The sequence below is a fragment of the Aeromicrobium sp. PFPM2_SD2 genome (genome assembly GCF_057364525.1).
Map to the genome: position 1 here is coordinate 1 of NZ_JBNFNZ010000319.1, position 2,912 is coordinate 2,912.

Here is a 2,912-nt window from a genome sequence, read left to right on the forward strand (position 1 = left end):
CGCTGGGCCAGCTGCCCGCCGGCACGCCGGTCACCAAGGGCCCGGCGCTCTTCCCGCGCCTGGAGCTGGACGCTCCGTCCGCGTGAGCGAGCAGGGCGAGCAGGACGTCCGCGCGCTCTGGCCGGAGGCGCCCGAGCCGCTGCCCGCGCCGGTGGTCGACAACCACTGCCACCTCGACGTGCGGGTCAAGGGCGGACACCGCCTGGGCACCCGCGCGGCGAGTCGAGGCCGCGGCGGCGGTCAACGTCACGCGCATCGTGCAGGTCGGCTGCGACGTCGACGACTCGCGCTGGGCGGTCGACCGCGGCGGCCGAGCACCCCGAGCTCGTCGCGGCGTGGCGATCCACCCGAACGACGCGGCCCGCCTGGACGCCGACGGCCGCCTCGACGAGGCGCTCGCGGTCATCGACGAGCTCGCCGGGGCGGGCGACCACGTCCGTGCGGTGGGGGAGACGGGCCTGGACTACTTCCGCACCGGTGCCGACGGACGTCCGGCCCAGCACCGCTCGTTCCGGGCCCACGTCGCGATGGCGAAGCGGCACGACCGCACGCTCGTCATCCACGACCGCGACGCCCACGACGACGTCCTGGCCGTGCTCGACGAGGTCGGGGCGCCCGAGCGCTGGGTCATGCACTGCTTCTCCGGCGACGCCGACTTCGCGCGGGCCTGCGTCGAGCGCGGGGCCTACCTGTCGTTCGCCGGCACGGTGACGTTCAAGAACGCGCCGTACCTGCGCGAGGCGCTGGCCCAGGCCCCGGCCGACCGGGTCCTGGTCGAGACCGACGCCCCGTTCCTGACCCCCGAGCCGCACCGCGGACGGCTCAACGCGTCCTTCCTCGTGCCGCACACCATGCGGCTCATGGCCGAGGTCCGCGGTGCCGACCTGGCCGAGCTGTGCGGGCAGGTCGAGGCCAACACGTTCGCCGCGTTCGGCGGCCGCTGGTAGCCGAACCGCCCGGCGTTGCAGGTGTGACCTGGGATTCGTCGGCTTGGCCTGCCACCAGGCGCTGGTTATGGTGGACAAGTTGTCTGCCCCCGACACGCGAGGAGAAGCGTGGCTTTCGCTCGACGATTCAAGGCACTGTCCTGGCCCATGATCGCCGTCTACACGGCGGTCCTGCTGGTGGTCGCCGGCGGCACCATCGCCTACGCCGGCCTGTCCAAGACCGTGACCCTCGTGGTCGACGGCAAGGAGCAGACCGTCCGCACCTTCGGTGACGACGTGGCCTCCGTGCTGGAGGCCCAGGACGTCGAGGTGGGTCTCGACGACCGCGTCGTCCCGGCCCAGGCCACCTCGATCTCCGACGGCGACACCGTCGAGGTCAGCTACGCCCGTCCGGTCACGCTGACCGTCGACGGCCAGCGCAAGACCGTCACCACCTGGGAGCACACCGTCGACGAGGCCCTCGCGGCGCTCGGCGTGGAGCCCGAGGCCGGCGCCTTCGTCTCCCGCTCGATGGACGCCCGCGTGCCGCTGGACGGCCTGCAGCTGGTCGTGAGCAACCCCAAGTCGGTCCAGATCCGTCAGGGCGAGAAGCGCCGCACGGTCACCTCGACCGGCGTCACCGTCGCCGACGTGCTCGAGGACGCCGGCGTGCGTCCGGGCCGTGAGGACGAGGTCACCCCGGCGCTCACGACCGTCCTGGCCGACGGCGCGCGCATCCGCGTGGTCGACATCGAGGTCGTGGAGAAGACCGAGTCGGTCACCCTCGACCACGAGACGACCGTCCGCAAGGACCCCGACGCGCTCGAGGGCGAGGTCGACGTCGTCACGAAGGGCAAGGACGGCAAGGCCCGTCAGCAGGTGCGCTACGTCATGGCCGACGGCAAGAAGCGCAGCCGCACCGTGCTGTCGACCGAGACCGTGCGCAAGCCGGTCACCCAGGTCGAGGAGCGCGGCACCAAGAAGCCCGAGACGTCCTCGTCGGGCGACGACAGCGTGTGGGATCGCATCGCCAAGTGCGAGTCGGGCGGCAACTGGCACATCAACACCGGCAACGGCTACTACGGCGGCCTGCAGTTCAGCGCCGCGACGTGGAAGAGCGTCGGCGGCCCGGGCCTGCCGCACGAGAACAGCCGTGAGGTGCAGATCAAGTACGCCAAGATCCTGCAGGCCCGCGCTGGCTGGGGCCAGTGGTCCTGCGCGGCCAAGGTCGGCGTTCACTGAGCGGCTCCGCCGGGGAGGTGAGGCAGGTCCGCCTGCTCACCGCCCCGGACGTCCGCACGCTGGCCGCGGAGATCGGGCTGCGCCCGACCAAGCAGCGCGGGCAGAACTTCGTCATCGACCCCAACACGGTGCGCCGCATCGTGCGCACGTCCGGCATCGGCGCTGACGACGTCGTGCTCGAGGTCGGCCCCGGCCTGGGGTCGTTGACGCTGGGGCTGCTCGAGGCGGCCGACCGGGTCGTCGCGATCGAGGTCGACGAGGTCCTGGCCGGACGCCTGCCGACGACCGTCGCCGACCACGCCCCGTCCGCGGCCGACCGCTTCACCCTGGTGCTGCAGGACGCGCTGCGGGTCACCGAGCTGCCCGGGCCGGCGCCGACCGCGCTGGTCGCGAACCTGCCCTACAACGTCTCGGTGCCGGTGCTGCTGCACCTGCTGGAGCTGCTGCCGTCGATCGAGCGCGGCCTGGTGATGGTGCAGGCCGAGGTGGCGCACCGCCTGGCCGCGGGCCCCGGCTCGCGCACCTACGGCGTCCCGAGCGTCAAGGCCGCCTGGTACGGCGACCTGCACCTGGCCGGCAACATCGGGCGCACCGTCTTCTGGCCGGCTCCCAACGTCGACTCGGCCCTCGTGGCCTGGACGCGGCGCGAGCCGCCCGCGGTCGACGGCTGGGACACCGAGCGGCTGCGCAGCCGCACGTTCACGCTCGTCGACGCCGCCTTTCGCGCAGCGCCGTAAGCGTTGC

At 72.9% G+C, this 2,912-nt stretch carries 3 protein-coding genes and 1 pseudogene; 3 read left to right on the plus strand and 1 reads right to left on the minus strand.

Annotated features, from left to right (window positions below):
* The coding region (locus AC2W7G_RS12820; RefSeq protein ID WP_485868782.1) for a hypothetical protein at positions 1 to 250 on the minus strand (250 nt) is incomplete at its 3' end.
* Between the two features lie 7 nt (positions 251 to 257).
* Here AC2W7G_RS12820 and AC2W7G_RS12825 point away from each other — a divergent pair.
* From AC2W7G_RS12825 to rsmA, 3 genes and pseudogenes are all read left to right on the plus strand, one after another.
* A complete protein-coding gene (locus AC2W7G_RS12825) occupies positions 258 to 947 on the plus strand; it encodes a TatD family hydrolase (protein WP_485868783.1) in 690 nt (229 codons plus the stop codon).
* A gap of 108 nt (positions 948 to 1,055) precedes the next feature.
* The gene (locus AC2W7G_RS12830; protein WP_485868784.1) at positions 1,056 to 2,168 is read left to right on the plus strand and encodes a resuscitation-promoting factor; all 1,113 of its coding nucleotides are present in this window, start codon (positions 1,056 to 1,058) and stop codon (positions 2,166 to 2,168) included.
* Positions 2,169 to 2,185: 17 nt separating this feature from the next.
* Positions 2,186 to 2,890, plus strand: a pseudogene (rsmA, locus tag AC2W7G_RS12835) (16S rRNA (adenine(1518)-N(6)/adenine(1519)-N(6))-dimethyltransferase RsmA); the annotation flags it as partial.
* Positions 2,891 to 2,912: the final 22 nt, after the last annotated feature.